Below are 22,987 nucleotides of genomic sequence, written 5' to 3' on the forward strand. Positions count from 1 at the left end.
GGCGGGCGGCGTCCCCGGGGCGCCCCCGCCCCCCCCCCCCGGGCGACGGGCGCTCGCCTAACCGGTGGTGGCGCGGTACGCCTCGCCCGCCCGGTTCGGCGTTCCCCCGGGCAGGTACAACCCCGTGCCCGGCTTGTCGGCGGGGAGCGCGAACCACGCGTAGCGCTCCACGTGCGCCAGACCTTCCAACATCCGCGACGACGCCCCGGCGAAGTCCGCCAGCTCCTGCGCGTTCGGGTACCGCACGCCGCCGCCCGAGAAGTCGATCAACGAGAACTCGGTCAGCCAGATCGGCAGGCCGTACCGCGCGTGCACCGCGTCCAGGTAGCTCTTCAGGTGCCCGACCGCCGCCGGCCCGAAGTCCGAGCCGTACCAGTGCAGCGCGATGAAGTCGACCCGCAACCCCCGCTCCCGCGCACCGGCCAGGAAGCGGTCGAGCCAGCCGCCCGCCTGGTCACCGCTGTGCGCCACCGCCGGGCTGCCCAACCGCATCCCCGTCGCCTGCAACCGCGGCCACAGGTCCAGCGCCTGCTCCACGCTCATGTTCGACTGCTCGGCGAGGTCCGGTTCGTTGAAGCCCAGCAGCGTCGTGCCCTGGCCCCGCACCGCCGCGAGGTTCTCCGGCGTCACGGTCTTCGCGCCCCAGATCATCGGCACGTACTCGACCCCGGCGGGCGGCCGCACGTCCTGCGGCGTGGTCGCCCAGTTGTAGAACCACCCCGCGCCGACATCCGACAGCGCCTGCGTCACGCCGTCGAAGTGCCAGGTGGCAACCCCCTTCTTCAGCGATTTCGCCACCGGCTGGAAGACCGGAGCGGCCGGCGGGGTCGTGACCGGAACGGTCGCGGGGGCCGTCGTGGTCGTCGTCGTGGTGGTGGGAACCGTCGTGCTCGTGGGCACCGCGGTCGACGGGGCCCGCGTCGTCGTGACCGTCACCGGGGCGGCCGCCGGCACCGGGGCCCGGCCGACGGGCAGCAGCACGACCGCGCCCGCCACCGCCGCGACGACCGCCGCCGCGACCAGCGGCTTCGTCGCGGCGTGCGCCCAGACCTCCCGCACGCCGAACCCCTTCTCCGCCACCGCGACCACGGGCTCGGCCGAGGCCAGGTCGAACCCGGCGGGCAGCGGCACGAGCGGGATCCGGGTCAGCAGGCCGTCCACGGCGGCGAGGTCGTCGAACCCGCGCACGCACCGGGCGCACTCCCGCGCGTGCCGCACGATCCGCTTGCGCCACAACGCGCCGGGCCGCCCGTCCCAGCCCGCGAGCACCGCGGCCAGGTCACCGCAGCGGGGTCCGGCGAGCACGCGCACGACCACCCGCGCGCCTTCGAGCTGCGCCTTCATCCGCTGCACCCGCACGGCGGCGTGCTGCGGGGTGAGGTCGAGCGCCTCCGCCAGCTCGGCACGGGTGATCCGGCCGACCTGCTCCATCCACCACAGCGACAGCAGCTCGCGCTCGTCGTCGCCGATCCACCGCGTGGCCGCGACGACCTCCCGGCGCTGACCGGTGAGCCGCAACCGCGTGATGGCGAGGTCGGCGAAGTCCGCGCCCGGGTCGGCGAGGTCGGCCGGCTCCGCGTCGGCCAGCGGCGGCCGGCCGCGGTGGTGGTCGCGGACCTGGTTCATCGCGATGGCCAGCAACCACGACCGGAACGCCTCGGGTCGGCGGAGCCCCGCCAGCCCGTTGAGCGCGCGGAGCATGGTCTCCTGCACCACGTCGTCGGTGTCCGGGTGGCCGGACAGCGCGTGGCCGACCACGTTGTAGACCAGCGGCAGGTAGGCCGCCACCAGCGCGTCCAACGCGCCGGGCTCGCCCCGCTGCGCGGCGGTCACCGCCGCGGCGTCCCCTGGTGTGCGCATACCGCTCCCCTCGGCCGAGTCGGGCTTACCCACCGGAGACGATCGGACGGCCACACGATAACGAGAATCAGGCGGCGAGCACGGAAGCCGCCATGCCGATCAACGCGGCGCCGCACAACCGCTCGAACACCGGCCGGACCCGGGGCCGCGCGAGCAGCGCCGCGAGCCGCCCCGCCAACGGCACCACCACGGCCCAGAAGCACGCGAAGACGCCCACCGCCACCGCCGACAGCAGCGCGGCCTGCGGCAGCGGCGGCGCGGCCGGGTCCATGGCCTGCGGGACGAGGCTGAGGAACAGCAGCATCACCTTGGGGTTGAGCAGGTCGCACAGCACGCCGCGCAGGAACAGCGACCGGTCCGACCGGGGCGCGCGGGCGATCGGCCCGCCCGCCCGCGCCGCCCGCAACGTCGTCACGCCCAGGTACGCCAGGTACAGCGCGCCCACCGCCTTGACCGCCAGCAACGCCGCCGGGGCCGCCGCGACCAGCGCGGACAGCCCGGCGGTGGCCAGCGCGGCGTGCACCAGCAGCCCGGTCACCACGCCCGCGGCGGTCACCGCGCCGTACCGCACGCCGCGCACCGCGTTGCCGGTGACCAGCACGAAGTCCGGGCCGGGCACGACGGTGATGACCACCAGGGCGAGCAGGAAGGAGGTCCAGGCAATGTGCACGGCGGCATCCTCGGCCACGAGTTCGGGTGCGTGCCACCGGACGACTACCGTGTTCGGTTGTGAGCGAGACAGCCGAACTGGATTCGGTCGACTGGCTGATCCTGGAGGCGTTGCAGAACGACGCGACGCTGCCCAACCGGAGCCTGGCCGAGCAGGTCGGCATCGCGCCGTCGACGTGCCTGCACCGCGTCCGCCGGCTGCGTGAACTGGGCGTGATCACGGGGTTCCACGCGGTGGTCGACCCCCGCACCACGGGCCTGCCGCTGGAGGCCGTCGTGTCCGTCAACGTCCGCCCGCACACCAGGCCGGTGGTGGCCGCGTTCCGGCGGTTCGTGATGGCGCAGCCGGAGACCCGGTCGTTGTTCCACGTCAGCGGCCAGGCGGACTTCCTCGTGCACATCGCCGTGGCGGACAGCACCCACCTCCAGGCGTTCCTGATGGACAAGATCGCCTCGCGCGCGGAGGTGCGGAACCTGACCAGCTCGGTGGTGCTGGAGCGGGTCGAGACCCGCGCGCTCACGCCGCCCGACGACCGGCGCCCCACCCACCGCAGGCGGCGCGTATAGATTGCCGCGCATGGACCCAGACGAGTTCCGCCGGATCGGCCACGAGGTGATCGACTGGATCGCCGACTACCGCTCGCGCGTCGAGGGCCTCCCCGTCAGGTCGCCGGTCGAGCCGGGTTGGGTCCGGTCACAGCTCGCCGGGCTGCCCGAGCGGGGCGAGGGGTTCGACGGCCTGCTCGCCGACCTCGACCGGGTCGTGCTGCCCGGCACCACGCACTGGCAGCACCCGGGGTTCTTCGCCTACTTCCCGGCCAACGCGTCCCTGCCGTCGGTGCTGGGCGACCTGCTCTCGTCGGGCCTGGGTGTGCAGGGCATGCTGTGGTCCACCTCGCCCGCCGCGACCGAGGTCGAGCAGCACCTGATGGACGAGCTGGTCGGGGCGATGGGCCTGCCGTCGTCGTTCGTGGGCGGCGGCGTCATCCAGGACACCGCGTCGTCGGCGGCGCTGGTCGCCACGCTCGCCGCCCTGCACCGCGCGTCGGGCGGCAAGTGGCGGCAGGCCGGGGTGGACGGCGCCGAGACGGTGTACGTGTCCTCGCAGACCCACTCGTCCCTCGAACGGGCCGCGCGCATGGCCGGGCTCGGGGAGCACGCCGTGCGCGCCATCGGGGTGGACTCCCGCCTCGCCCTGCGCGTGGACGAGCTGGCCTCGCACATCCGGGCCGACGTCGAGGCCGGGCGGCGGCCGGTCATGGTGTGCGCGACCGTCGGCACGACCGGCACGGGCGCGGTGGACCCGGTCCGCGAGATCGCCGCGCTGTGCGCCGAGCACGGCATCTGGCTGCACGTGGACGCCGCCTGGGCCGGCCCCGCCGCCCTGTGCCCGGAGTTCCGCGGCCTGTTCGACGGCGTGGAGCTGGCCGACTCGTTCACCGCGAACGCGCACAAGTGGATGCTGACCGCGTTCGACCTGTCCCTGTTCTGGACGGCCCACCCGGACGTGCTGGTGGACGCCCTCACCATCCTCCCGGAGTACCTGCGCAACACGGCGACCGAGTCGGGCGCGGTCACCGACTACCGCGACTGGCAGATCCCTCTGGGCCGCCGCTTCCGGGCGTTAAAGCTGTGGTCGGTGCTGCGCTGGTACGGCCTGGAAGGGGTGCGGGAGCACCTGCGCGGCCACGTGGAGCTGGCCACGCTGCTCGAATCGTGGGTCGAGGCGTCCGACGACTGGGAGCTGGTCGTGCCGCGCTCGCTGTCCCTGGTCACCCTCGCCCACCGCGACGGCGACGCCGCCACCCGCGCCGCGATGGACCGCGTCAACGCCGAGGGCAGCGCCTTCGTCACCCACACCGTCGTGCACGGCCGGTTCGCGATCCGCGTCGCGATCGGCGCGGAAGCCACCCGCGAGCACCACGTCCGAGCGCTGTGGGACGCGCTGCGGGTCAAGGGTTGATCAGCGTGGTGAGATCGACCTCGACCGGGAACGGACTGGGGACCTCGATCTTCGCCGTGCCCCGCGCGACTTCCTTGTACTGCCCGCCGACCAGGTCGAACGCCGTGAGCGTGATCGGTTCGTCGAGTTCGACCAGCCAGTAGTGCGGGATACCGACCTTGGCGTACTCCATGGGTTTGAACATGCGGTCCGTGCGGCGCGTCCCGGGCGACACGATCTCCACCGCCAGCCGCAGGTCTTCGGGCAGGAACCGCTTCGGGTGCTGCCAGTAGCGCTCGGCCGAGACGACCACCACATCGGGCGCCCGCACCGTGAGCGGCGGTCCGGCGTCGATCAGCACATCGACGTCGAGCACTGCCACCACCTCGGCGGGCAACTGCTCCTTGAGCGAACTCCGCAGGTTCGCCATGGCGACCTGGTGCTTGGGTGCCGGTTTCGGGGCCACGAGCAGGATCCCTTCGACCAGCTCGACGTGGTGCGACTCGTACTCGGGCAGCGCGTCCCACTCCTCCAGCGTGAGCAAGTGGTCAGGCCAGGGCATTGCGCTCATCGCGACCCACCTCCCGTGACGCGCTCCGTCGTCGCACAACGTAGCCGATCGATTACAGGACCCGGAGCAGGCCCTCCTGCACCACGGTAGCCACCAGTTGCCCGTCGTGGCTGTAGAAGCGGCCCGTCGCGAGGCCGCGCGCCCCCGACGCGGAGGGCGACGCGCAGTCGTAGAGGAACCACTCGTCGGCCCGGAACCGGCGGTGGAACCACATCGCGTGGTCCAGGCTCGCGCCGAGCACCTTGTCCGTGCCCCAGTACACGCCGTGCCGGACCAGGACCGAGTCCAGCAACGTCATGTCCGACGCGTAGGCCAGCACGCACACGTGCAGCAGGTCGTCATCGGGCAGCTTGCCGTCCGCCCTCATCCACACCTGGCTGCGCGCCTCGCCCGGCCCGTCCTCGCGGGCCCGCCACGGCGGCTCGGTCACGTACCGGATGTCGATCGGCCGGGGCAGCCGGGCCATGCCGACCTTCTCCAGGTACCCGGCCGCGGACTCGGCGTAGGTGGGCAGCGAGGTCGGCGGCGGCACGGACGGCATCGGCTCCTGGTGGTCCAGGCCCGGCTCGTCGAGCTGGAACGACGCCGACAGGGTGAAGATCGCCTTGCCGTGCTGGATGGCCACCACGCGACGGGTGGTGAAGGACCGCCCGTCACGCACGCGGTCCACCTCGTACACGATCGGGACGCTCGGGTCACCGCCGCGGATGAAGTACGAGTGCAGCGAGTGCACCCGGCGCTCGGGCGGGACGGTGCGGCCGGCCGCGACCAGGGCCTGACCCGCGACCTGGCCCCCCGCCCCCCCGCGCGGGGGGGGGGGGGGGGCGCGCGCCGCCCGTGGGGGGCGCGGCGCGCGGGGGGCGGGGGGGGCGCGGCGGGGGGGGTGGCCCGCCCACCACCGCCGGGGGCCACGGGCGCATACTGCCCATGTCGGGTTTGGCGGGGGGGGCGGCGGCGGGCGACACACCGCGGAAGATGTCCTCCTCGATGCGCTCCAGGTCGAGCAGCGCGACGAGGCGGTCGAGCACGGGCTGCCCGTGCGGCACGCCGTCGGGGTCCAGCGGAACGTCCGAGAACTCGGCGGTCGCCGCGGCGCGGGCAGCCTCGGTCACGTCATCTCCTAAGCGTGGTCGTCCTCCCCCAGGCGGTGCACCCGGATGAGGTTCGTGGAGCCGATCGTGCCGGGCGGCGAGCCCGCCACGACCACCACGAGGTCGCCCGGCTGGTACCGGCCGATGTCGATCATCGACATGTCCACCTGGCGGACCATCTCATCGGTCGAGTCCACCTTAGGCACCAGGAACGTCTCGGTGCCCCAGGTGAGAGAAAGCTGACTGCGCACGCTGGGCTCCGGCGTGAAGGCCAGCAGCGGCAGCGGCGTGTGCAGGCGGGCCAGCCGCCGGACGGTGTCACCGGACTGGGTGAACGCGACCAGCGCCTTCGCGTTGAGCCGCTCCCCGATGTCCCGCGCCGCGTACGAGATCACGCCGCGCTTGGTGCGCGGGACGTGGGTCAGCGGCGGGACCACGGTGGACTCGGTCTCCACGGCCTCGATGATGCGGCCCATGGTCTTGACCGACTCGATGGCGTAGCGGCCGACCGACGTCTCGCCGGAGAGCATCAACGCGTCCGCGCCGTCGAGCACGGCGTTGGCGACGTCCGAGGTCTCGGCGCGGGTCGGCCGGGAGTTGGTGATCATCGAGTCGAGCATCTGGGTCGCCACGATGACCGGCTTGGCGTTCTCGCGGGCGATCTGGATGGCCCTCTTCTGCACCAGCGGCACGTGCTCCAGGGGCAGCTCGACGCCCAGGTCGCCGCGGGCGACCATGACGCCGTCGAAGGCGAGGACGATCGCCTCGAGGTTGTCCACCGCCTCCGGCTTCTCGATCTTGGCGATGACCGGCTTGCGCCCGTGGCCGACGCGGTCCATCACCTGGTGGACCAGGTCGATGTCCGCGGGCGAGCGCACGAACGACAGGGCGATGAAGTCCACGCCCAGGTTGAGGGCGAACTCCAGGTCCTCGATGTCCTTCTCGGACAGCGCGGGCACGGACACGTCCATGCCGGGCAGCGAGAGGCCCTTGTTGTTGCTGACGGGGCCGCCCTCGGTCACCTCGCAGACCACGTCCGGCCCGTCGACCTCGGTGACCGTGAGGCCCACCTTGCCGTCGTCCACCAGCAGCCGGTCGCCGACCTTGGCGTCCTGCGCGAGCTGCTTGTAGGTCGTGGAGACCCGGTCGTGGGTGCCCTCGACGTCCTCGACGGTCACCCGGACGATGTCACCGGTGCGCCACTCGACGGGCCCGTGGGCGAACCGGCCGAGGCGGATCTTCGGTCCCTGCAGGTCGGCCAGGATGCCCACCGCGCGGCCCGAGGCGTCGGCCGCCGAGCGGACCAGGTCGTAGACCTGCTTGTGATCTGCATGGCTGCCGTGGCTGAAGTTCATCCGGGCCACGTCCATGCCGGCCGCTACCAGCTCGTTGACCTTGTCCTCGGTCGCGGTGGCAGGACCAAGCGTACAGACGATCTTCGCGCGTCGACTCACGTCTCAGCAGCGTAGTCCCTGTCACTGGACCGATCAGGATGTACCGGGGGGTAATCTCCGCGAAACAGGCAGAATCTGCCCGGTGGGAGTCAGAATCCTTCCGTTCGTGGTCGCGGCGTTGCTGAGCGTCATCGTCCTGTTCACCCCCGCGTCAGGTGTCCCCTCCGCCCCACCGGGCACCGACAAGGTGGTGCACTTCCTGCTGTTCGCCCTGCTCACAGCCACCGGCCACTACGCCGGACTGCCGCTCAACCGCCTCGCCGCGGGCCTGGCCGGTTACGCCGCGGTCTCGGAAGTGTTGCAGTGGCTCATCACCGCCCTGGGCCGCAGCGGCGACCTCCTCGACGCCCTGGTCGACCTCGCCGGCATCGCCCTCGCCTACCTCATCGCCCGCAGGACCACCCGCCGACCAACCACCAGACCCCACCACCCCGACCACTGAGCCGAGCCGCCACCGGCTGCCACCACCAGTGCTCGGGACACTTCCCGACACGAGGGTTCCGTGTCATCCCGCCGACCTGGCGCAGCCCTACCGCGCGTGTCAAGGGGGCACTCCCGGCCCTACCCGCACCTGACGCTGGAACCGCCCCCTTGACACGTGCGGTAGCCCTCGTGGAGGTCGGCGGGATGACACGAAACCCGACCCACCACCCAACCGCACCGAACCACCAAACCCCGTCATCCTGCTGATCTGCCCGTCCGGCGAGGACTCTTTCGATCTTTTGATCTCTTGACTCCCGGCCCCCTCAACCCCACCTCACCGGAACCCGACCTCGCTCAACCCCACGTGATCCGCGCACCAGTCCACGAGCGGCGTCACCTCGCGCCACCCCTTCCGCACCCGCTCCAAGCACCCGGGCTCGTGCAGCACGTCGTCCGGCGGCCACACTTTCGCCACGTACACCCGCTTGTGCTTGAGCAACTCGATCCGCGGGTGCTCCGGATCAACCCCCCGCGGCGCGCGCTTCAGCTTGTCGCCCCGCAACTCCCAGCCGCCCTTGACGAGCTTCGCGAGCACCTTCTCCAACGCCCGCCCGCGCACCTCGTCCGCCACCGACTCCCGGTACCGCGCGAGCTGGTCGGACGCCATCGCGAACGACCCGCCGGCCACGAACAGACCTTCGGTCCCGATCTGCACGTAGTGCGCGCCACCGCCCCGACCGAGTTCCACCACACCGCCGCAGTGGTTCTTGTACGGCGTCTTGTCCTTGCTGAACCGCACGTCGCGATAGGGCCGGAAGACCTTCCCCCGCCCGAACTCCGGCTCCAGCGCGGCGAGCAGGGCCTCCATCGGCGCGCGGACGTCGCGCTGGTAGACGTGCTTGTGGTCGTCCCAGTACGCCTTCGAGTTGTCGGCGACGAGCCCGTCGTAGAAGTCGATGGCGTGCTCGCCGAAGCCGCTGAATTCCACGACGCCCAGCTTACTTTCGCGCCCTCACCCCCACCTCCACGCGATCGTCCCCACCTCCACGCGATCGTCCCCACCTCAACCCGCCCCCACGTCAACCCGTTCCCCCGCCTCCACCCGATCGCCGACTCCCCCTGTTCCGCACCCACCTCCCCGCGTTCGTCCATTCGTGGCACATTGGAACGCCCTATCGCAACGCATCACCGCGCCGTCACGTTCTGTGCATAATCGGCCGGGTGGGTAGGAAATCGGCGCTGGCCGGGTGGCTGCGCGAGCTGGACGCGGAGGACATCCGGGACATCCTGGCGCTGCGCAAGGACGCCGCCGACCGCCGCCCCCACTCCCTGCGGGCGTTGGCGGACGAGCTGACCACGACGGCCTCGCTGCGGGCCGCGGTCGACGGCCTCGACCAGGCGTGCCGGGACGTGCTGGACACCGTGGTGCGGCTCGGCGACGAGGCCCGGGTGGACGTCCTCGCGGAACGGTTGCGGTGCCACGGGAAGGCGGCGCGGGCCGAGCTGAAGCGGACCCTGGGGCGGTTGCGGGCCACCGCGCTGGTGTGGCCGGCGAACGGGCGGCTGGTCAGCTCGCCGGGCCTGCGGCCGCTGGAGGAGGAGCCGCCGCGCCGCATCACGCCCGCGCCCCGCGCGCCGCGCCGGGTGCCGCAGCACCGGGGTTTCGCCGACCGGGCCGCGACCACGGCCGCGACGTCCACTGTGGACGGCGTGACCCGCCTGGTGGACCTGTGCGACGTGGAACAGGTGGCGTGCCGCACCGGCGTCGGGCTGCGCGAGCTGCGGCGGCTGGCGGGCGTGCTGCGGGCCGACGAGGCGCGGGCGCGGTTGTGGGTCGGGTTGGCGGTGGAGGCGCGCCTGCTCGCCGTGGACGACGGCAGGCTGGTGCCGACCACCCGGGCGGACGCGTGGCGCGCCTCGGCCCCCGCGGACCGGCTGACGGACCTGGCGCGCGCGTGGCCGCGCATGACGTGGGCGCCGGGGAAGCTGCGGCCCGCACCGGCCGAACCGTCCTCGTCGGACGGGGGCGAGCGGACCAGGCGCGGCCTGCTGGAGCGGTACGCGCTGCTGGGCGAGGACGAGGCGTACGAGCACCGGCACGAGGTCGTGGCGGACCTGGCGTGGACGCGGCCCGCCACGCACGGTCGGGCGGCCACCGAGGCGGCGTTGGCGGAGGCCGAGTCCGTGGGGCTGGTGGCGCTGGGCTCGGCGACCGCCCTGGGGCGCGCGGTGCGGGACGGCCGGGTGGCGGAGGTGGCGTGCCGGTTCGTGCCGCCCGCCGCGACGACGGCCCACCTGCGGCCGGACCTGACCGCCGCGGTGGCCGGGTTGCCGTCGCGCGAGCTAAGCGAGGTGCTGGACCTGGTCGCCGACGGCACGGCGGGCGGGTGGCGGTTCACCGGGGCGAGCGTGCGGCGGGCGTTGGACGCGGGGCACGAGCCGGACGCGGTGCTGGCGCGGTTGGCGGAGGTGGCCGAGCACGGCGTGCCGGCGACGTTGGAGCACCTGGTGCGGGAGGTGGCCCGGCAGCACGGGCGGATCACCGTGACCGCGGTGGCGTGCTGCGTGCGGGCCGAGGACCCGGTGCTGCTGAACGAGATCGCCGCGCACCGGTCGCTGGCGCAACTGTCGTTGCAGCCGCTGGGTCCGACCGTGCTGGCGTCGGCGAAGCCGGCCGAGGAGACGCTGGCGCTGCTGCGGGCCGCGGGCTACGCGCCGACCACGTCGGCGGCGGACGGCTCGTCCGTGCTGGAACGCGTCCCGCGCCGCCGGGTGGAGCCGCCCCCGCCGCGGGGCGCGACCGGCGGCCGGCCGCTGCCGTTGAGCGAGCACGAGCTGGGCCGGCTCGCGACGGCGCTGGTGGAGCGGGAACGGCCGCGGCCGAAGTTCGTGCTGCCGCCGGCCTCGTCGCAACGGGTGGGCGCGGCGCGGCTGCTGCGGGACCAGTCGCTGGTGCTGCGCGACTCGGAGGTCGTGCTGCTGGCCGACGCGCTGGTCAGCCGGACGTCGGTGGAGATCGCCGTGGCGAACGGCCCGCGCAGCACCGTGCGGCACGTGATCACCCCGGTGGACCACGCCGCGGGCAACCTGAAGGCGAACTGCGCCCCGCGCGGCGAGCACCGCGAGTTCCCGGTCAGCCGCATCCGCTCCGTCCGCGCGGTGACCGGGGTCTGACCCCCACGGCCGACCCGACCGAAAAGGCCGCCCCGACGTCGTTGTCGGGGCGGCCGGGCATCCAGCGAACAGCGGTCCTCAGGGGGCGGTCACACCACCGCGAGCGGCAGCATGGTGGGGATCACCGGGGACGGCAGGTCGGACGAGCCGGTGAGGTACCGGTCCACCGCGTTGGCCACCGACCGGCCCTCCGCGATCGCCCACACGACCAGCGACGCACCCCGGTGCGCGTCACCGCAGACGAACACGCCGGGCGCCTGCGTCTGCCAGTCCGAGCCGCACGAGATGGTGCCGCGCGGGGTGAGCCGGAGCCCGAGCCCGTCCAGCAGCGGCATGTGCTCGACGCCCTCGAAGCCGATGGCCAGCAGCACCAGGTCCGCCGGCAGCACCTCGACCTCCTCCGACGTCGGCACGACCTGCCGCCGCCCGGAGGCGTCCTTCTCCACCCGCACCTTGCGCAGCTGGATCTGCCGCACGTGCCCGGACTCGTCGCCGAGGAACTTCTCCACCGCGACCGCGAACTTCCGCTCGCCCGCCTCCTCGTGCGCGGGGTAGGTGCGCAGGATCCACGGCCACACCGGCCACGGCGACCGCTCGTCGTCCCGGGTGGACGGCGGCATCGGGTACTGGTCGAGCTGCAGCACGGACGCCGCGCCCTGCCGCGAGGCGGTGCCGTAGCAGTCCGCGCCGGTGTCGCCGCCGCCGATGATCACGACGTGCTTGCCGGCCGCGTCGATCGCGGGCGGGCCGTCGCCCTCGCACGCCCGGTTCGCCGGCACCAGGTGCTCCATGGCGAGGTGGATGCCCCGCAGGTCGCGGCCGGGCGTCGTGGTGTCGTCGCGACCGCGCAGCGCGCCCACCGCGAGCACCACCGCGTCGAACCGCGAGCGCAGGTCCTCCACCGTCAGGTCCACGCCGACCTCGCAGCCGGTGACGAACTTCGTGCCCTCCTTGCGGAGCTGCGCGAGCCGCCGGTCGAGGACCTTCTTCTCCATCTTGAACTCGGGGATGCCGTAGCGGAGCAGCCCGCCGAGCCGGTCGTCCCGCTCGAACACGGTCACCTCGTGCCCGGCGCGGGTGAGCTGCTGGGCCGCCGCCAGCCCGGCCGGGCCGGAGCCGACGACCGCCACCTTGCGGCCCGACGACACCTGGGCCTGCGTGGGCGTCACGAGCCCCTGCTCCCAGGACACGTCGGCGATGGCCTGCTCGACCCGCTTGATCGCGACCGGGCCGCCCGCGTCGTGGCTGATCGACAGCACGCACGCGGCCTCGCACGGCGCGGGGCACAGCCGGCCGGTGAACTCGGGGAAGTTGTTCGTCGCGTGCAGCCGGTCCGACGCGGTCTCCCAGTCGCCCCGGCGCACCAGGTCGTTCCACTCGGGGATCAGGTTGCCCAGCGGGCACCCGGCCGACCCGGAGTGGCAGAACGGGATGCCGCAGTCCATGCACCGCGTGGCCTGCGTGCGCACCTCCGCCTCCCGCTGCTCGGCGGGGACGTCGAGGTACACCTCGTTCCAGTCGTTGAGCCGCTCGGCCGCGGGCCGCTTCTTCGCGTCGGCGCGCGAGTGCTTGAGGAAACCGTACGGGTCAGCCACGGGAAGCCTCCATGATCGCCTGGTCGACGTCCCTGCCCTCCGCGCGGGCGAGCCTCATCGCTTCGAGCACGCGCTGGTAGTCGCCGGGCATGACCTTGGTGAACGACGCGGAACGCCGGGGCCAGTCGCCGAGCAGCGACGCGGCCACCGCCGAACCGGTGAGCTGGTGGTGGCGCTCGACGACCTCGCGCAGCCAGCGCAGGTCGTCCGCGCCGGGCCGCTGGAGCTCGACCATGGCGGTGTTGACCGCCGCCGGGTCGAGGTCGAGCACGTACGCGATGCCGCCGGACATGCCCGCGGCGAGGTTGCGGCCGGTCGGCCCGAGCACCACGGCCCGGCCGCCGGTCATGTACTCGAACGCGTGGTCGCCGACGCCCTCGGCCACGGCCAGCGCGCCCGAGTTGCGCACGCAGAACCGCTCGCCGACCCGCCCGCGCAGGAAGATCTCGCCGGACGTGGCGCCGTAGCCGATCACGTTGCCCGCGATGACCTGCCGCTCGGCCGCGAACGGCGCGTCGGGGTGCGGGCGGACGATGATCCGGCCGCCGGACAGGCCCTTGCCGACGTAGTCGTTGGCGTCGCCGATCATCTCCAGCGTGATGCCGCGCGGGATGAACGCGCCCAGCGACTGGCCGGCCGAGCCGGTGAACGTCACGTGGATCGTGTCGTCGGGCAGGCCGTCGCCGCCGAACCGCCGCGTGACCTCCGCGCCGAGCAGCGTGCCGACGGTGCGGTTGACGTTGCGCAGCGGCAGTTCCAGCCGCACCGGGCGGGCGTCGTTGAGCGCCGCGTCGGCGAGCTGGAGCAGCGTGCGGTCCAGCGCCTGGGCCAGGCCGTGGTCCTGCTCGCGGACCTTGCGCTTGGCCGTGCGGTACGGCGTCTCGGGCACCTCGAACACCGGGGTCAGGTCGAGCCCGGCCGCCTTCCAGTGCTCGATCGCCTCGTCGGTCTTGAGCAGCTCGGCGTGGCCGACGGCCTCGTCGATGGTGCGGAAGCCCAGCGACGCCAGCAGCTCCCGGACCTCCTGCGCCACGAAGTGGAAGAAGTTCACCACGTGGTCGACCTGGCCGGTGAAGCGCTTGCGCAGCTCCGGGTTCTGGGTGGCGATGCCGACCGGGCAGGTGTCCAGGTGGCAGACGCGCATCATGATGCAGCCCTGGACGATCAGCGGCGCGGTCGCGAAGCCGAACTCCTCCGCGCCCAGCAGCGCGGCCACCACCACGTCCCGGCCGGTGCGCATCGCGCCGTCGACCTGCACGGTGATGCGGTCCCGCAAACCGTTGAGCAGCAACGTCTGCTGGGTCTCGGCGAGGCCGATCTCCCACGGCGTGCCCGCGTGCTTGAGCGAGTTGAGCGGCGACGCGCCGGTGCCGCCGTCGTGGCCGGAGATCAGCACCACGTCCGCGTGCGCCTTCGCCACGCCCGCCGCGACCGTGCCGACGCCGACCTCGCTGACCAGCTTCACGTGCACGCGGGCCTGCTCGTTGGCGTTCTTCAGGTCGTGGATGAGCTGCGCCAGGTCCTCGATCGAGTAGATGTCGTGGTGCGGCGGCGGCGAGATCAGGCCGACGCCCGGCGTGGAGTGCCGGGTCCGGGCGATCCACGGGTACACCTTGTACCCGGGCAGCTGGCCGCCCTCGCCGGGCTTCGCGCCCTGCGCCATCTTGATCTGGATGTCGCTCGCGTGCACCAGGTACTCGCTGGTGACGCCGAACCGGCCGGACGCGACCTGCTTGACCGCGCTGCGCCGCTCCGGGTCGTACAGGCGCTCCGGGTCCTCGCCGCCCTCGCCGCTGTTGGACCGGCCGCCGAGCCGGTTCATCGCGATGGCCAGCGTCTCGTGCGCCTCCGCCGAGATCGACCCGTAGGACATCGCGCCGGTGTTGAACCGCTTGACGATCGAGGAGACCGGCTCGACCTCGTCGATCGGGACCGGCGTGCGGCCCTCGGTGCGGAACTCGAACAGGCCCCGCAGCAGGCCGCCCTGGCGGGCGAGCCGCTCGACCTCGTCGGTGTAGCGGCGGTAGACCTCTTCGCGCCCGGTCTTCGTGGCGTGCTGGAGCAGGAACACCGTCTCCGGGGTGAACAGGTGCAGCTCGCCCTCGCGGCGGTAGGCGTACTCGCCGCCCACCTCCAGCCGGCGGTGCACCCGGTCGGTCGGGTTGTCCGGGTGGGCGCGGCGGTGGCGCAGCGCCACCTCCTCCGCCAGCACGTCCAGGCCCGCGCCGCCGAGTTTGGACACCGTGCCGGTGAAGTACTCGTCCAGCAGCTCCCTGGACAGGCCGACGGCCTCGAACACCTGGGCCGCCGTGTACGCGCCGACGGTCGAGATGCCCATCTTGGACATGATCTTCAGCGTGCCCTTGACCAGCGCCGTCACGTAGTTCCGCACGGCCTTGCGCGGTTCGATGCCGGTCACCGCGCCGGTGCTGATCATGTCTTCGATCGTCTCGAACGCCAGGTACGGGTTCACCGCGGCGGCGCCGTAGCTCAGCAGCGCGGCGACGTGGTGCACCTCGCGGGCGTCGCCGGTCTCCACGACCAGCGCCACGCGCAGCCGCTCCTTGGTGCGCACCAGGTGGTGGTGCACCGCGGAGACCAGCAGCAGCGACGGGATCGGCGCCATCCGGTGGTCGGAGTCGCGGTCGGACAGCACGAGCGTGCGCGCGCCGTTCGCGATGGCCTCGGACGCCTCGCGGCGCACGCGCTCGATCGCGGCGGCCAGCGCCGGCCCGCCGCCGTCCACTTCGTACAGTCCGGACAGGACGGTGCAGGCGAAGCCCGGCAGGTCGCCGTCGTCGTTGATGTGGATGAGCTTGGCCAGCTCGTCGTTGTCGATGACCGGGTACGCCAGCTTGATGTGCCGGCAGCTCACCGGTCCCGGCTCCAGCAGGTTCTGCTCCGGGCCCATCACCCGCGACACGCTCGTGACGATCTCCTCGCGGATCGCGTCCAGCGGCGGGTTGGTGACCTGGGCGAAGTTCTGCACGAAGTAGTCGTAGAGCAGCCGGGAGCGCTGCGACAGCGCCGCCACCGGGGTGTCGGTGCCCATGGAGCCCAGCGGTTCCGCGCCCGCGACGGCCATCGGCGCGAGCAGGACCCGCAGCTCCTCCTCGGTGTAGCCGAATGTGAGCTGCCGCCGCACCACGGACTCGTGGCTCTGCACCACGTGCTCGCGGTCGGCCAGGTCGGCCAGCTCCAGCAGGCCGGCGTGCAGCCACTCGTCGTAGGGCTGCTCCTCGGCGAGCGCCGCCTTGACCTCGTCGTCCTCGACCAGGCGACCCTCGACCGTGTCGACCAGGAACATCCGGCCGGGCTGCAACCGGCCCTTGGCCACGACCTGGTCGGGCGGCACGTCGAGCACGCCGGTCTCCGAGGCGAGCACCACGCGGCCGTCGGCGGTCTGCCACCAGCGGGCCGGGCGCAGGCCGTTGCGGTCCAGCACCGCGCCGACCAGCGAGCCGTCGGTGAACGTCACGCACGCCGGGCCGTCCCACGGCTCCATCAGGCTGGCGTGGAACTCGTAGAACGCGCGGCGCTTCGGGTCCATGGAGGTGTGGTTCTCCCACGCCTCCGGGATCATCATCAGCACCGCGTGCGGCAGGCTCCGGCCGCCCAGGTGCAGCAGCTCCAGCACCTCGTCGAAGCTCGCCGAGTCGGAGCCGTCGGGGTGGCAGATCGGGAACAGCCGGGTCAGGTCGCCCGGGATGAGGTCGGAGGCCAGCAGCGCCTCGCGGGCCCGCATCCGGTTCCGGTTGCCCCGGACCGTGTTGATCTCGCCGTTGTGGGCGACGTACCGGAACGGGTGCGCCAGCGGCCACGACGGGAACGTGTTGGTCGAGAAGCGGGAGTGGACCAGGGCGATGGCGCTGGCCAGCCGCTCGTCGCGCAGGTCCGGGAAGAACGCGGGCAGCTGGCCCGTGGTCAGCATGCCCTTGTAGACGATGGTCCGGGACGACAGCGACGGGAAGTAGGTGCCGACGCCCGCCGTCGCGCTCTCGTGCTCCACGCGCTTGCGCAGGGCGAACGTGAGGCGGTCCAGCTCGACGTCGCGCGCGTCGCTCCCGGCCGCCCGCACCAGCAGCATCGCGAAGTGCGGCATCACCGACCGGGCGGTCGGTCCCACGCCGGCGTGGTCGGGCGCGGTGGGCACGTCCCGCCAGCCCAGGACCTCCAGGCCCTCCTCGGCGGCGACCCGCTCGGCCAGCTCGACGGCCTTCGCCCGGTCCTCCGCCTCGGCGGGCAGGAAGGCGATGCCGGCCGCGTACGCGCCCGCCTCGGGCAGCTCGAAGTCGAGCACGTCCCGCAGGAACGCGTCGGGCAGTTGCAGCAGGATCCCGGCGCCGTCGCCGCTGGTCGGCTCCGCGCCCGCGGCGCCGCGGTGTTCCAGGTTGGCCAGCGCGGTGAGCGCGTCGACGACGATGTCGTGCGAGCGCCGGCCCTTGATGTCGGCGACCATCGCCACACCGCACGCGTCACGTTCCGCGGCGGGGTCGTAGAGCCCCTGCGGGGACGGGATGGCGGAGAAGATCACTGCGCAGACCTCCTTCGTCGTCCTTCGAGAGAACGAGTCCTCGTGTCCAGGTCCTGGAATCCGGGTGCTGGGCACGGGACGACGATGGCCCGCGTGTTGACGCGACTTTAACAGTCGCGAAACCGAACCACACCATCCTTTGGGTGATCTTGTCCGGTGACGGGTAACGATTCGGCCCGTCCGAGCGATACGCGGGCCGCCTTGTTACGCGTTGTTAAGCATAACCGAGCGAGGGCCGCCGCGCGCGTCGGTGAGAGCTTGCCGACACCGCTGACCACGGCGAACGCGCAGGTGAGCCCCCGTGCCGCCGCCTGGTGGGCGACGGCGACGGGGGCCCGGTGGCCGAACCGCCCCTGATCCGGGGGGCTCAGCGCGCGCCGGCGACCGCCGGTTCACGCTCGGTGACCGGTCCGTCACCGTGCTGGTGGTCGAGCAGGGCGTCCGCGTCCACCGACGAAGGGTTGTCCAGCACCTGGCGCAGCCGGTCGCGGTCCAACTGGCCCTGCCAGCGGGCCACCACGAGGGTGCCGACGCCGTTGCCGATGACGTTGGTGATCGCCCGCGCCTCGGACATGAACCGGTCGATGCCCACGATCAGCGCGATGCCGACCGCCGGGATCGCGCTGTTGCCCTCGAACGCGCTCAGCGAGGCGGCCAGCGTGACCAGGCCCGCGCCCGTGACGCCCGCCGCGCCCTTGCTGGCCAGCAGCATGAACAGCAGCAGCCCGATCTGCGTGCCCAGGCCCACGTCCGTGCCCGTCGCCTGGGCGATGAAGATCGCGCCCATGGTGAGGTAGATGCACGTGCCGTCGAGGTTGAACGAGTAGCCGGTCGGGATGGTGAGGCCGACCACGGACTTGTCCGCGCCCGCCGCCTCCAGCTTCACCAGCATCCGCGGCAGCACCGTCTCCGACGACGACGTGCCCAGCACGATCAGCAGCTCGTCCTTGATGTACCGGAGGAACTTGAAGATCGAGAACCCGGCGAACAGCGCCACCGCGCCCAGCACCAGCAGGACGAACAGCAGGCAGGTCGCGTAGAACGAGCCCATCAGCCACGCGAGCTTGCCCAGGATCGAGCCGCCGAACTTGCCGATCGTGTAGGCGATGCCGCCGAACGCGCCGATCGGCGCGGCGTACATGACGATCTTGATGACGCCGAACATGACCTTGGCGACCGTGTCCAGGGCCGACACGACCCGCTCGCCGCGCTTGCCCATGCCCGCCACGGCCACCGCGACCAGGATCGCCACCACCAGCACCTGGATGAGCTGCCCGTCGGTGAACGCGCTGAGGAACGACTTCGGCACCAGGCTGAGGACGAACCCGGTGACGCCGGTCTCGGCGGTCTTGGCGTCGGCCAGGGTCTTGTCCGCCGCGGCGTCGTTGATCGGGATCGACGCGCCGTGGTGGCCGGGCTGGACCAGGTTGACCACGACCAGGCCGATGGCCAGCGCGACCGTCGTCATCGCGGTGAAGTACAGGATGGTGCGCAGCGCCAGGCCGCCCGCCTTGGCCAGGTTGCCCAGGCCCGCGATGCCGACCACGACCGTGCAGAAGATCGTCGGCGCGATGACGACCTTCACCAGGGCGATGAACAGGTCGGCCAACCACTTCATGCCCGACGCCTGGGCGGGGAAGGCGTACCCGACGACCACGCCGAGCACGATCGACACCAGCACCCAGAAGTAGAGGTGCCGGTAGATCGGTTTGCGCTCCCGTGTTTGCGCGCTGACCACGTCTCCTCCAGGGGGACCGTTGGGGGTTGGTTGGTGATCCTGAGCACATGGCGTGAGCGCGACAAGGAGGTCGCCGGAAACTTCAGATCCCTCTGACGTAACACCGCGTTCACCCCGACGTGGGGCTACGCTGCGGTCCGTGCAGGTGTCCCGGCGCTCGGTGCTGCTGGCCGCGCTGGCGGCGGCCGTGCCCGCCTGCACGTCCACCACGACCCCGCGGCCGGCGGAGCTGGTCCTGGCGACCGGGCCGGACGGCGCGGTGTTCCGCGAGATCGGCGGCGCGCTGGCGCGGGCGCTGGCCGACGAGCTGCCCGCGACCCGGGTCGTGGAGCGGCAGACCGCGGCGTCGGTGGAGAACGTGCGGCTGCTGCGCGCGGGCGAGGTCCACCTCGGACTGTCCTCTTTGGATCCCCTGGTGGGCGCGGCGACGCTCAGCGCCGACGACCCGGGCGGGATCAGCGCCGTGGGCCGGCTCTACGACAGCTTCATGCAGGTCGCCGTGCCCGCCGGCTCGTCGCTGCGCACCTTGTCGGACCTGGCGGGCCGGACCGTCTCGTTCGGCCCGTCCGAGTCCGGCACCGAGTTCACCGCGACGCGGCTGCTGTCCCTGCTCGGGATCGAGGTCGACGCGCGGCGCATGGCCCACGCCGAGGCGGCCAGGCGGCTGGCGGCGGGCTCGCTGGACGCGGTGCTCGCGCTGACCGGCATCCCCACCCCGGCGATCACCGACGTCCTGCCGGGGTTCCCGCTGCGGCTGCTGGACCTGCCCGGCGAGGCAGAGGAGCTGGCGCGGGCCTACCCGGGCCCGTACGTGCCGGCCACCATCCCGGCCACGACCTACGCGGGCCTCGGGCCGTGCCACACGTTCGCCGTGCCCAACCTGCTGCTGGCCAGGTCCGGGCTGGACGCCGACGTGGTGGAGGTGGTGACCGGGACCGTGTTCACGCAGTCCGCCCGCATCGCCGCCGGGCACCCGGAGGCGAGCCGGATCAACGTGCGGACCGGGATCGCCACCGGGCAGGTGCCGCTGCACCGCGGCGCGGAGCGCTGGTTCCGGGCCGCGAAGCGCTGACCCGGTTCACGCGCTGAGGCGCACGACGGCGTCCAGGCCGTGCGGCTCGGCGGGCCGCAGGACCAGCTCGCCGCCGGCCGACGCGATCAGCTCGGCGCAGATGGCCAGGCCCAGGCCCGTGCCGGCGATGTTCTGGTGGCGCGGCGCGCGCCAGAACCGGCTCAGGGCGTTGGCGCGCTCCTGGTCCGTCAGGCCGGTGCCGTCGTCGGTCACGTGCAGCTCGACGCGACCCCCTTCGGCGGTCCCCCAGACCCGCACGCGGGTGCCGCCGGACAGGCGGATCGCGTTGCCGACCAGCTCGTCCAGCACGCTGCCCAGGCCGCCGGGCGGCTCCAGGACCCGCAGGCCGGGCGGGACGGCGACCTCCAGGACCATCCCGCCCGCCAACGCGCGCCACCCCGGGACGTGGGTGGCGAGCAGGTTGTCCACGTCGACCGGCTCGGCGGCGGAGGCGCTGTCCAGGCGCGTGGCGGCCAGCAGGGTGTCCAGGACGCGGCCCATCTCCTCGGCTTCGTCGACCGCGATGCGCTGCGCCTCCCGGCCCGCCTCGTCGGTGACGTGCGGCGCCAGGTTGTCGACCGCGAGCCGCAGGCTGGCCAGCGGGTTGCGCAGCTGGTGGGAGGCGTCCGAGACGAACGCGCGCTGGCGGCGCAGCGCCCGGCCCACGACGTCGACCATCGCGTTGAAGCTCGCGGCCAGCCGGCGCAGCTCGGGCGGGCCGCCGACCTCGTCGGCACGGGCGTCCAGCCGCCCGCCCGCCACGGCGGCGGTGGCCTCGTCCAGTGTGCGGACGGGGCGCAGCACCCAGCGCGACATCGGCCAGGCCACCGCGACCACGCCCAGCAGGGGGACGAGCCCGACCAGGGCCAGCACGCCCCACTGCCGCAGGATCCCGGCCCGGAGGCGGTCGGTCGGGGAGATGGTCACGACGGCCGCCACGACCTCGCTGTCCCGGCCCACCGGCTCGACCACGACCAGGTCCACCCGCTCCCACGGCCACACCGACTGGTCGGTCTCGCCGCGGTAGCCGCCGAACGCCGCCCGCAGCCCGACCTGGACGTTCGGGTCGTCCAGGGGGAACGGCCGCCGGGACGACTCGAGCACGGAGCCGTCCGTGCCGATCAGGGCGGCCGAGATGCCGTACAGCTCGTCGTAGCGGAACAGCTCCTCGCGCAGCGCGGTCAGCCGGCCCGACGCGAGGGCGTTCTCGGCCAGCGACGCGAACCGGCTGGCGTCGCCCAACCGGTCGAGGTAGGTCTCCTGGCCCTCCCGCTGCACCACCGCGAACGCGAGCGGCACGCCCAGGGCCGCCACCAGGGCGACCAGCAGCGGCACGAACAGGACCAGCAGGCGGCGCAGCACGCGGGGGCAACCTCCCGGGGGTGACGTGCGTCATACCGACCGCGGGCGTCCGCCCGCGGGGAAGGGGGAACCAGGATGCTACGCAAGGTTGCGGCGGTGCTGGCGGCGGTGACGGCGTTCGCCGTGGTCGCGCCGGTGACCGCGGTCGCGGCGCCCGCCGCCTGCGCGCCGGTCGCGTGGGGGTCTCTGCCGAAGACGGCGGACCAGACGACGACGGCGCTGCTGACGAACATCCGCGCCGGTCGGCAGGAGTGCTACGACCGGTTGGTGTTCGACTTCAGCGGGACGAACGACGGCTACACGGTGCAGTACGTGCCCGAGGTGACGCACGAGGGCTCGGGTGAGCCGGTGCCGCTGCGGGGCGGGGCGAAGTTGCAGATCACGGTGAACTCGCCGGCCTACGACGGGAACGGCGACCCGACCTACACCTACGCGAACGCGTCGGAGCTGGTGGACGTCACCGGCTACCAGACGTTCCGGCAGGTGGCGTGGGCCGGGTCGTTCGAGGGGCAGACGACGGTGGGGCTGGGCGTGCGCGCCCTGCTGCCGTTCCGGGTGTTCACGCTGCCCGGCCGGGTCGTGGTGGACGTCGCCCACACCTGGTGATCAGGGGTCCGGGGTGTGGGCCGCGACCCGGTAGCCCACGCCCCGGATCGTCTCGATGCGCAGCGCGTCGCCGAGCTTGCCGCGCAGGGCGGCGATGTGGGTGTCGAGGGTGCGTGACGGCGCTTCCCAGTGCGCCTGCCAGACCTGGTCGACGATGAGGTCCCGGCTGACCACCGTGCCCGCCCGGCCGACGAGCAGCGCCAACAGGTCGAACTCCTTGCGGGTCAGCGGCACGGGCTCGCCGTGCACGCGCGCCTCCCGGCCGGCCGGGTCCAGGGTGAGCGGGCCGAGCGTGACCTCGCGCTCCCGTTCGGCGGCGCGGGCGGCGCGGGTGCGCCGCAGGACCGCTTCGATGCGGGCGAGCAGCTCGGCGGTGCCGAAGGGCTTGACCACGTAGTCGTCCGCGCCGAGCCGCAGCCCGAGGACCCGTTCGCGCTCCTCGCCGCGCGCGGTGACGGTGATGATCGCGGTGCCGGGGCGGCGGCGCAGCTCGCGCAGCACGTCCAGGCCGTCCCCGTCGGGCAGGCCGAGGTCGAGCAGCACGACGTCGGCCGGTGGGGCGGTCACCGCGTCGGCGGCGGTGGCCACGCGGTGGACCTCGTAGCCGGCGTGCCGCAGTGCCGTGAGCAGGCCACGCGCCACCCGGTCGTCGTCTTCGACGACGAGGATGCGCACGGCGGGCTACGGGGCCGGCTTGTCGCCGGTGTCCGCGGGCCGGTCGGACTTGGTGTCGGGGACCGTGCTCCCCGCCGCGGCCGGACCGGTGTCGGGGACCGTGGTGCTCTCCGCGGCCGGGTCGGCGCCGCCGGCCGCCCCGGGGGGGCGGGGGGCCGGCGTGGGCGCGGGTCCGGCGGGGGCGACCCCGACCGATACAACCCGGCAGCGCCCGCGCTCGT

The 22,987-nt window shown here is 73.2% G+C and carries 16 protein-coding genes and 2 pseudogenes; 6 read left to right on the top strand and 12 right to left on the bottom strand.

The window, feature by feature from the left end; translation table 11 throughout:
* Positions 1-57 precede the first annotated feature (57 nt).
* Together ACFXGA_RS18830 and ACFXGA_RS18835 are read right to left on the bottom strand one after the other, a co-directional pair.
* Positions 58-1,860 carry a sigma-70 family RNA polymerase sigma factor gene (locus tag ACFXGA_RS18830; protein ID WP_378089496.1) on the bottom strand — a complete coding sequence of 601 codons (1,803 nt, stop codon included), beginning with the start codon at positions 1,858-1,860 and terminating at the stop codon, positions 58-60.
* A gap of 67 nt (positions 1,861-1,927) precedes the next feature.
* Positions 1,928-2,530 (bottom strand): LysE family translocator, encoded by a 603-nt coding sequence (locus ACFXGA_RS18835; protein ID WP_378089498.1) that lies wholly within the window; start codon positions 2,528-2,530, stop codon positions 1,928-1,930.
* 59 nt (positions 2,531-2,589) lie between these two features.
* Between ACFXGA_RS18835 and ACFXGA_RS18840 the strand changes: the two genes are divergently transcribed.
* Both ACFXGA_RS18840 and ACFXGA_RS18845 read left to right on the top strand, forming a co-directional pair.
* The gene (locus tag ACFXGA_RS18840; protein WP_378089500.1) at positions 2,590-3,096 is read left to right on the top strand and encodes an Lrp/AsnC family transcriptional regulator; all 507 of its coding nucleotides are present in this window, start codon (positions 2,590-2,592) and stop codon (positions 3,094-3,096) included.
* A 10-nt stretch (positions 3,097-3,106) separates the two neighbouring features.
* On the top strand, positions 3,107-4,492 hold the full coding sequence (locus ACFXGA_RS18845) for a pyridoxal phosphate-dependent decarboxylase family protein (protein ID WP_378089502.1): 1,386 nt from the start codon (positions 3,107-3,109) through the stop codon (positions 4,490-4,492).
* Here ACFXGA_RS18845 and ACFXGA_RS18850 read toward each other — a convergent pair.
* The 4 genes and pseudogenes from ACFXGA_RS18850 to pyk form a co-directional block, all read right to left on the bottom strand.
* Positions 4,482-5,042, bottom strand: a complete 561-nt coding sequence (locus ACFXGA_RS18850; RefSeq protein WP_378089504.1) for a Uma2 family endonuclease — start codon at positions 5,040-5,042, stop codon at positions 4,482-4,484. The genes ACFXGA_RS18845 and ACFXGA_RS18850 overlap by 11 nt on opposite strands.
* Before the next feature lie 52 nt (positions 5,043-5,094).
* Positions 5,095-5,854, bottom strand: a pseudogene (locus tag ACFXGA_RS18855) (acyl-CoA thioesterase); the annotation flags it as partial.
* Between the two features lie 135 nt (positions 5,855-5,989).
* Positions 5,990-6,154: pseudogene (locus ACFXGA_RS18860) on the bottom strand (acyl-CoA thioesterase II); the annotation flags it as partial.
* A gap of 8 nt (positions 6,155-6,162) precedes the next feature.
* Positions 6,163-7,587 carry a pyruvate kinase gene (gene pyk, locus ACFXGA_RS18865; protein WP_378089506.1) on the bottom strand — a complete coding sequence of 475 codons (1,425 nt, stop codon included), beginning with the start codon at positions 7,585-7,587 and terminating at the stop codon, positions 6,163-6,165.
* An 82-nt stretch (positions 7,588-7,669) separates the two neighbouring features.
* Between pyk and ACFXGA_RS18870 the strand changes: the two genes are divergently transcribed.
* Positions 7,670-8,029: a VanZ family protein gene (locus ACFXGA_RS18870; RefSeq protein WP_378089508.1), complete on the top strand. Its 360-nt coding sequence runs from the start codon at positions 7,670-7,672 to the stop codon at positions 8,027-8,029.
* 315 nt (positions 8,030-8,344) lie between these two features.
* On the opposite strand, the gene ACFXGA_RS18875 is transcribed toward ACFXGA_RS18870, so the two are convergent.
* Complete coding sequence (locus tag ACFXGA_RS18875) at positions 8,345-8,998, bottom strand: DUF2461 domain-containing protein (RefSeq protein WP_378089510.1); 654 nt, start codon at positions 8,996-8,998, stop codon at positions 8,345-8,347.
* Positions 8,999-9,231: 233 nt separating this feature from the next.
* Here ACFXGA_RS18875 and ACFXGA_RS18880 point away from each other — a divergent pair, with 233 nt between their 5' ends.
* Complete coding sequence (locus ACFXGA_RS18880) at positions 9,232-11,184, top strand: helicase-associated domain-containing protein (RefSeq protein ID WP_378089511.1); 1,953 nt, start codon at positions 9,232-9,234, stop codon at positions 11,182-11,184.
* Positions 11,185-11,273: 89 nt separating this feature from the next.
* On the opposite strand, the gene ACFXGA_RS18885 is transcribed toward ACFXGA_RS18880, so the two are convergent.
* The 3 genes from ACFXGA_RS18885 to dctA all read right to left on the bottom strand — a co-directional run bounded on the left by ACFXGA_RS18885 (position 11,274) and on the right by dctA (position 19,051).
* The gene (locus ACFXGA_RS18885; RefSeq protein WP_378089513.1) at positions 11,274-12,779 is read right to left on the bottom strand and encodes a glutamate synthase subunit beta; all 1,506 of its coding nucleotides are present in this window, start codon (positions 12,777-12,779) and stop codon (positions 11,274-11,276) included.
* On the bottom strand, positions 12,772-17,313 hold the full coding sequence (gene gltB, locus ACFXGA_RS18890; RefSeq protein WP_378089515.1) for a glutamate synthase large subunit: 4,542 nt from the start codon (positions 17,311-17,313) through the stop codon (positions 12,772-12,774). Before gltB ends, ACFXGA_RS18885 begins: the two co-directional genes overlap by 8 nt.
* A 367-nt stretch (positions 17,314-17,680) precedes the next feature.
* The gene (gene dctA / locus ACFXGA_RS18895) at positions 17,681-19,051 is read right to left on the bottom strand and encodes a C4-dicarboxylate transporter DctA (RefSeq protein WP_378089517.1); all 1,371 of its coding nucleotides are present in this window, start codon (positions 19,049-19,051) and stop codon (positions 17,681-17,683) included.
* A 139-nt stretch (positions 19,052-19,190) separates the two neighbouring features.
* On the opposite strand from dctA, the gene ACFXGA_RS18900 reads away from it, so the two are divergent.
* Positions 19,191-20,123 (top strand): TAXI family TRAP transporter solute-binding subunit, encoded by a 933-nt coding sequence (locus tag ACFXGA_RS18900; protein ID WP_378089519.1) that lies wholly within the window; start codon positions 19,191-19,193, stop codon positions 20,121-20,123.
* Between the two features lie 6 nt (positions 20,124-20,129).
* On the opposite strand, the gene ACFXGA_RS18905 is transcribed toward ACFXGA_RS18900, so the two are convergent.
* Positions 20,130-21,485: an ATP-binding protein gene (locus ACFXGA_RS18905; protein ID WP_378089521.1), complete on the bottom strand. Its 1,356-nt coding sequence runs from the start codon at positions 21,483-21,485 to the stop codon at positions 20,130-20,132.
* A 75-nt stretch (positions 21,486-21,560) separates the two neighbouring features.
* On the opposite strand from ACFXGA_RS18905, the gene ACFXGA_RS18910 reads away from it, so the two are divergent.
* Complete coding sequence (locus ACFXGA_RS18910; protein WP_378089523.1) at positions 21,561-22,091, top strand: hypothetical protein; 531 nt, start codon at positions 21,561-21,563, stop codon at positions 22,089-22,091.
* On the opposite strand, the gene ACFXGA_RS18915 is transcribed toward ACFXGA_RS18910, so the two are convergent.
* Positions 22,092-22,766, bottom strand: coding sequence for a response regulator transcription factor (locus ACFXGA_RS18915; RefSeq protein ID WP_378089524.1), 675 nt, complete (start codon positions 22,764-22,766; stop codon positions 22,092-22,094). It lies immediately after the preceding gene.
* Positions 22,767-22,987: the final 221 nt, after the last annotated feature.

The organism is Actinosynnema sp. NPDC059335 (assembly GCF_042752395.1).
Taxonomy (GTDB): Bacteria; Actinomycetota; Actinomycetes; order Mycobacteriales; family Pseudonocardiaceae; genus Actinosynnema.

Excerpts from the sequence above, each read along its gene's own strand:
- ACFXGA_RS18830 (WP_378089496.1), bottom strand. The coding sequence starts at position 1,860 with ATGCGCACACCAGGGGACGCCGCGGCGGTGACCGCCGCGCAGCGGGGC.
- ACFXGA_RS18845 (WP_378089502.1), top strand. The coding sequence starts at position 3,107 with ATGGACCCAGACGAGTTCCGCCGGATCGGCCACGAGGTGATCGACTGG.
- ACFXGA_RS18850 (WP_378089504.1), bottom strand. The coding sequence starts at position 5,042 with ATGAGCGCAATGCCCTGGCCTGACCACTTGCTCACGCTGGAGGAGTGG.
- ACFXGA_RS18910 (WP_378089523.1), top strand. The coding sequence starts at position 21,561 with ATGCTACGCAAGGTTGCGGCGGTGCTGGCGGCGGTGACGGCGTTCGCC.